At 71.3% G+C, this 5,508-nt stretch carries 7 protein-coding genes; 1 reads left to right on the top strand and 6 read right to left on the bottom strand.

Annotated features, from left to right (window positions below; genetic code table 11):
• Positions 1-169 precede the first annotated feature (169 nt).
• Positions 170-625, bottom strand: a complete 456-nt coding sequence (locus ACOJTC_RS01480) for a hypothetical protein (protein ID WP_420115440.1) — start codon at positions 623-625, stop codon at positions 170-172.
• A 415-nt stretch (positions 626-1,040) separates the two neighbouring features.
• Here ACOJTC_RS01480 and ACOJTC_RS01485 point away from each other — a divergent pair, with 415 nt between their 5' ends.
• Complete coding sequence (locus tag ACOJTC_RS01485; protein WP_420115441.1) at positions 1,041-1,394, top strand: PadR family transcriptional regulator; 354 nt, start codon at positions 1,041-1,043, stop codon at positions 1,392-1,394.
• A 33-nt stretch (positions 1,395-1,427) separates the two neighbouring features.
• On the opposite strand, the gene ACOJTC_RS01490 is transcribed toward ACOJTC_RS01485, so the two are convergent.
• The 5 genes from ACOJTC_RS01490 to ACOJTC_RS01510 form a co-directional block, all read right to left on the bottom strand.
• Complete coding sequence (locus tag ACOJTC_RS01490) at positions 1,428-1,679, bottom strand: hypothetical protein (RefSeq protein ID WP_420115442.1); 252 nt, start codon at positions 1,677-1,679, stop codon at positions 1,428-1,430.
• Complete coding sequence (locus ACOJTC_RS01495) at positions 1,676-3,658, bottom strand: hypothetical protein (RefSeq protein ID WP_420115443.1); 1,983 nt, start codon at positions 3,656-3,658, stop codon at positions 1,676-1,678. The genes ACOJTC_RS01490 and ACOJTC_RS01495 overlap by 4 nt, the downstream gene beginning before the upstream one ends.
• A gap of 222 nt (positions 3,659-3,880) precedes the next feature.
• Positions 3,881-4,132: a hypothetical protein gene (locus ACOJTC_RS01500; protein WP_420115444.1), complete on the bottom strand. Its 252-nt coding sequence runs from the start codon at positions 4,130-4,132 to the stop codon at positions 3,881-3,883.
• Between the two features lie 156 nt (positions 4,133-4,288).
• The gene (locus ACOJTC_RS01505; protein WP_420115445.1) at positions 4,289-4,798 is read right to left on the bottom strand and encodes a hypothetical protein; all 510 of its coding nucleotides are present in this window, start codon (positions 4,796-4,798) and stop codon (positions 4,289-4,291) included.
• A 26-nt stretch (positions 4,799-4,824) separates the two neighbouring features.
• Positions 4,825-5,508: hypothetical protein (locus tag ACOJTC_RS01510; RefSeq protein ID WP_420115446.1), on the bottom strand; the 684-nt coding region annotated here is incomplete at its 5' end.

The raw sequence follows: 5,508 nt of genomic DNA on the forward strand, positions 1-5,508 counted from the left end.
TGGTGGCTCCCTGCTCGGGTGGTGGTGTGCGGGGATCGTGGTGTCCCGGGGTGGTCGGGGTACAGGGTCGGTGCCAGTTTGTGGACAGACCGCGCCGATCGGGGTTGGTTGTGGATGGCCGCGCCGGCCCGGGCGGGAGTATGGTGAAGACTCCCGCCCGGGGCTGGGGTCAGCGGCCGGTGAGGGCGTCGGCGATCTGGGCGGCGCGGCGCCAGGCGTCGGCGATGCCGGTGAGGGCGGCGCGGTCGACCGGGCGCCAGAGGATGCCGCCGACCAGGATGTGGCCGCTGTTGGCCCGGCCGTCGTAGGGAAAGTTCCGGTCGCGTAGGCCGCCGGTGGTCTGCTCGCCGCGGAGGCGGACGACGATGCCGGGGCCGGCCGGCTGGGGGCGGACGGGCGTGGTCGGCGGGAGCAGGTGGGCGGCGCGCTGCTCGGCCGCGGTCCAGATCCGGGTGATGCTCTGCGGGGCGGTCAGGCCGATGGCGTAGGTGAGGACCTGGCCGACGCGGACGGCGACCCAGCTGTCGGCGGCGTCGTCGTGGCTGCTGATGCTGATGTCCTGGTCACCGGCGACCCAGATGACGGTGTGGATCTGCTGCTGCGGGCGGGGCTGGCTGCTGTGCATGGCGAACGCCTTCCTGCATCGCGCTCGTTCGGCGGATGCGCTGGGCGATCACGGGCGTGCGGGTGGCCGGTCAAGGGCCCTGAGCGGGGGCCGGTTCGCTGGTCCGGGTGGTGTCGACCTCGGGGTCCCCTCTGGGGTGGGGTCGGCCCAGGCGGGTCAGCGGGCCGGTTCTTGCGTCCCTTGACCGGTCGGGGCCCCGCGTCCGTAGGCTTGCCGCGCTCTGACGGAAACCCAAGTGATCACGTCAACCCTGCCGACCGCCGGCCCGCCGATCACCCGGCCCGCGACGCTGGCATCCGTCTTAACTGTCTTTGTCACTGTGACGATTCCTCTGCGGACACCAGGATGGGTGGTTCGCGGGTTCATCCTCCGATACTCACGGTCAGAGGCGTTGGTCTTCGTACCGTGGATGAACGTGGAGGCGGACACGGTTCGGGGTCATGTTGACCTGATGCTGTTGGCCATCATCAAGACCGGCCCGACGTACGGGTACGCGTTGATCCAAGATGTGCGAACGATCTCCGACAACACAGTCGCCCTGACCGAAGGAACGATCTATCCGGCGTTGCGACGACTGAGCGCGGCCGGGTACCTGGTCATGGTCCCCGAGGCGGTCGGCGGTCGTCGTCGACATCTGTACCGGCTGACCGACCGTGGCCGGCTGCACCTGCAGGACCAGCGCCGCGAGTGGGAGCAGTTGATCGGCGCCGTCAACGCAGTCTTGGATCACTCGGATGCTGCGGCAGTCAGGCCGAGCTCGGAGAGCTGACTTCGTCGCTGTCGCAAGGGGAGTCGGGTGGTTCTACTGGGCGCGGGGCCGCGGTTCGTGAGCTGCCGGTGGCGCCTCGCCCCGACGTCGACGGTCGTGTCGTTCGCTGTAGATGTTTGCGGCGATGCCTAGGAGCCCAGCGACGATGAGCATGATTCCGCCGGTCCGGCTCCAGCTCACGGTGGCGGACACGGTGATGAAGACTCCCCAGGCCACCGAGAGGCACAGTGCGGCGATCGACAGCCGGCGCAGCAGCTTCACCGGCAGATCGAACCACGACGTCAACTGGCTTCTCGGCGCTCCGGGGGAATCGCGGTGAGGTGGGCCAGGGCGGCGGCGTAGTCGCCGCGGCCACGGTGGTCGACGGGATGCCGGCCGTAGTGCTGACGTGGTCCTGATCGGTCGATGCCGATGAGTTCGAGCTGGCCGGCGCCGGGAGCGCGTCTCTTACGGGTGGTGGATGCGCGGCGCCAGGCGAGTTCGTCGGTCCACCAAGCCCATGCCTGCCGCTCGATGGCGTACCCGCGTCGGCGGTCGACGAGCAGCCCGATGACGCCCAGGGCGCGGGCGACGCGGCCGAGACGGGTGCCGCTGGTGTGGGTCCGGCCGAGGATCCGCCAGCGGCCGCGTCGGTCGGTCTTGGCGAGCCGGTGACCTGCGAGGCGATCAAGGGACCGGGCCAGCTGGGAGGTGCTGTACCCGGTGGCGGTGATTAGCGCGAGCAGATCGATAGGTGCGGTGGTCAGAGCTTGGTAGACGCGTGCGGTGTCCAGACCCAGGCCTGCATGGGTGAGGGCGTCGTGGAGGACCGAGGTGGTGCGGTAGGTCAGGTGGGACGACCACGCAGAGTGGAGGGCGACTGGGGTGGGGGGGCGTGTGTTCACTTGTGACCGGGCTCGGTCTATCTCTGATGTGGACAACTCTGCAGCAGGTCTGTCGTGATGGTCGACGACGACGGCGGGCAGGGCCCAGTGCGCTCCGTGGATCCCGGCCGCGGGGGCAGCGGAGCGAAGCCACCCGTCGACGGCGAGCCGGTGCAGCGCGGTCCTGGCGGTCTCGCGGGACAGGCCGGTGTGCTCGGCGGCGCGGCGGATGTCGAGCTCGATATCCAGGCGGCGGGCGGTCAACATGAGCAGACACGCGACGTCCAGGACCCGCCGGTCAGCGGCGCCGCCGCCGCGGGCCCACCGGCCGGGGGCGGCGTCCGCGCGGCGCTGCACGGCGGCGACCGCGGCCGTGACATGGGCCTGGCGGGCCTCGAACTCGGGTGCGTCGGCGGGTTCGACGGGGTGGTCGGCGACGTATCCGACGGCGCGGTCCCACTCGGCCCGAAGCCGGCTGTGCTGCTCGTGCCGGGAGTAGGGCTGCCGGTGCCCGTCCTCGCCCGCCCGGGAGCGGACGTGTTCCAGGCCCGGGGCAGTAGCGAGCTCGGCGCGGATGTCGGCGAGGGTCCAGCGGGCGTACACGGCGCCGCACAGGACGGTCCGCAGGATGGTGCTGGTATCCGCCCCGGCCGGTATCGGGGTGTCCAGGGCGGCGCGGACCCGGGCTGTGAGGTCCCGGCGGGGACCGCGCATGCGACGGTGGCCGTGCTCGTTGACGCTGATCGCTCGTGCGCCTTGAGCGCCGGCGGGCTCGGCCGTGGGGGGCTGCTCGGCCCGCACCATCGCGTCCAGGCGCAGCACCGCGGCCGCGGCCGCCGATGGCCGCAGCAGCTCGTCGAGCTGCCCGACGATCACCTCGGACTGGCCGCCGGCGCGGTGCGGCGCCAGCGGCGGCCGCAGCGCCCCCGTACGGGGGTTGGTCAGTGGGGTCGGGTCGTAGGAGGGCAGCATTCGGGACAGGCCCAGGGCGATCCGCCTGGCCGTGGCCGGGCCGACCGGGTCGGCCAGAGCGACCCACACGTGCCGGCCGCCGCCCGGCCCGGACGCGCACACCACATGCGGCAGGCCGGCGCGGGTCAGCAGCTCCTGCAGCCGTGCCACGTCGGCCGTGACCGGGCCGCGCTTGGCGTCGAAATCGAACCCCAGCAGCCGGAACCGGCCGGCCGGGTCGGTCAGGTGGATCGCGTACGGGCGGCCCGCCGCCGGTGGTGAACCGGGCGACGCCGGCGTCGTCGCGCCGTAGGAGTTGACGAACCCGACGTGGCCGTCGACGACGTCGGCGAGCCGTATCCGGGGGTGCGGGGACAGCGCACACGCGAAAGCCCACGCAGCGACGTGCGAGTCAGCGTCCTGGCCGGGATCGACCGGCGGGCGGTTCACCGCAGCGTGCGGCGGCGGCTACTCGCTGTAGGGGCGGGGCGGTACAGGTCACCTGGGCGCGCAAGAAACGCGGCCCGATGCCCGTACCCCCGCAGGGGGGAGGACACGTACACTTCTCCTCAGTACGTCAGAGCAGAGCCCTACACCGTCCGCCGGCCAAAGTGAACGGGTGTGGGGCTTTGCTGTATCTCCGGGCAGACGTTCGCCGGCCCGGTGAAGCGGTCAAGCAGTCTTCAGGGGTAGCTCTTCCTGCTCCGCCGGCGCCGGGCGCGGAGCCAGATGGCTCATTCCCAGGGCGTCGGCGGCGAATGCCGCAACAACATCACTGATCGTCATACCGGTTTCTTCTGCGCGCGCTCGGATGGCGTCGCCGACCTCACGCGGAACGCGCGTGTAGAGGACGTCCCGGTCGCCCTTGTCAGGGCGACCAATCTTGCGGCCGTGCCGGGTGTACGACATGTCGCCATCCAACACCGCCCACCTTGCTGCAAGCGCATTTCCCTGTCCCGACACGCCGGTCCTCTCGGTATCCGTGCCGGTGACCGCAGGGAGCGTCAGCGACCGGCGCATGGCCATCGAGCCGCGGGGGGTGCGGGGCCGAAGCGGCCCCGTTGTGGGTTCCTGCATCGGTCAGCCGAGTCCGCTGGTGCCGGATTGCCAGACGGGGACGGTGTAGCCGCGGAAGTCGGTCCTGTAGATGACGGTGTTGCCGTCGGGTTGGACGACGATCCGCCGGCCGAGATCGCCGCCGGTATTGGTCCACCACAAGGGCCGGGCTGCGGCGTCATAGATGACCGCGTTGCCGTCGCGCTGCAGGACGAAGGAGGAACCTCGGTTAGCGGTGCCGGACTGCCAGAGCGCTCGCGATCCGATGTAGAGAACGAGGTTTCCGTCGCTTTGGAAGACCAGCTCTGCAGCCTTTCCGCTGGTGGTGCCTTGAACGAGGCAGAACCTTCCGCGTGCGGACGGCAGGGCGCCACCCATCTGTCCGAACAAGTAGGACGACCCCAGGTAACACGAGGGGATCTGGGCGGCGGAGGCCGCTGCGACCGGTGTGGATGCGGTGGCAGTAGACGGGATGGTCAGGGCGGCCACGGCCGCGAGCGCGGCGGTCGTGAGGGTGCGGGCGATGCGGTTCATAGGTCTCCTGGTGGCTGGGCGGTGGGTTAGCGGGGTGCTGCGGTGAGGGCGTAGAGGCGGTGGTCGCTGTCGACGACGAGCAGGTGCCCATCGCTCAGGCCGGTGGGGGTGAGCGTTCCGGCGGGTAGGGCGGTGGTGTTGCCGTCGGGGCTGACCAGGACCGGGTTGCCGTTCTTGGTGCCGTAGATCTGGTCGACGACGGCGGTCATGGTGACCCCGGGGGCGGCGATGAGCGTCCCATCGCGCAGAACGAGGGTGCCGACGCCGGCGACGGGTCCGGTGCTGGTGTAGGTCGCGCCGGGTCGCGGGAGCGAGGCGCAGGGCAGGGTGGTGGTGGCCTGGGTGGCGGCGTCGCTGGTGGCGTAGGCGGCCACGGCGCAGGTGCGCGGCTCGGCGGTTTCCCATGCGGTGATGACGTGGTCGGTGCCGACGGCCAGGAAGTCGCGGAACCCGGTTGTGCCGGTGGGTGCGTCGGGTTTGGCGACGGTGGGGGCGACGTCGGCGCGCAGCGTCCACCACGCGCCGTCGTCGGCCTGGGTGACGATCACAGCGCCGTCGACGGCGATGGCCGGCTCGGTGCGGGGCAGCTCGTCGACGACGGACAGCGAGCCGGCGTGTAGGTAGCCGAGTTGGTCGTCGCGGAGATTGACCATCCCGCCGGGGGTGACTGGGGCTCCGGACGGCAGGGATACGACGGTCGGGTCCCCGCC

Origin of the sequence: Micromonospora sp., assembly GCF_048594385.1 — a bacterium.
Taxonomy (GTDB): domain Bacteria; phylum Actinomycetota; class Actinomycetes; order Mycobacteriales; family Micromonosporaceae; genus Micromonospora; species Micromonospora wenchangensis.

Bases quoted from the DNA above. Each gene is read 5' to 3' on its own strand.
- ACOJTC_RS01505 (WP_420115445.1), bottom strand. From the start codon at position 4,798: ATGAACCGCATCGCCCGCACCCTCACGACCGCCGCGCTCGCGGCCGTG.
- ACOJTC_RS01480 (WP_420115440.1), bottom strand. From the start codon at position 625: ATGCACAGCAGCCAGCCCCGCCCGCAGCAGCAGATCCACACCGTCATC.